The sequence below is a fragment of the Nocardia spongicola genome (genome assembly GCF_047200775.1).
Classification (GTDB): domain Bacteria; phylum Actinomycetota; class Actinomycetes; order Mycobacteriales; family Mycobacteriaceae; genus Nocardia.
On the sequence record NZ_JBJZOO010000071.1, the window covers coordinates 1 to 405 of the forward strand.

At 61.0% G+C, this 405-nt stretch carries 1 protein-coding gene; it reads left to right on the top strand.

Annotated elements, in window-relative coordinates; genetic code table 11:
• Positions 1-188: 188 nt before the first annotated feature.
• Positions 189-405, top strand: a 217-nt coding sequence (locus ACL02S_RS24245; RefSeq protein ID WP_412804805.1) for an IPT/TIG domain-containing protein, incomplete at its 3' end; no start/stop codon positions are given.

Here is a 405-nt window from a genome sequence, read left to right on the forward strand (position 1 = left end):
CGGCGGTGTCGTTTACGGTGGTGTCGGATACGCAGATCACCGCTACTGTTCCTGCGGGGACCGGCACGGTCGCTGTCACCGTGACTGCTGTGGGTGGTGTCAGTAATAGTGTGGTTTACACGTATGTTGCGACACCCACCCTCACCTCAGTTTCCCCGGATGTCGGGCCGACCGCGGGTGGTAATACGGTGACGTTGACTGGTACCAATCTCACCGGTGCCACGGGAGTGTTGTTCGGTGCGACTCCGGCGGTGTCGTTCACGGTGGATTCGGATACGCAGATCACCGCTACCGTTCCTGCCGGAACCGGTACGGTGGCTGTCACGGTCACTACACCGGCTGGTACCAGCAACGGTGTCCACTATGCCTATGGTGCTTCTCCGTCGCTGGACACGGTGGTCCCTG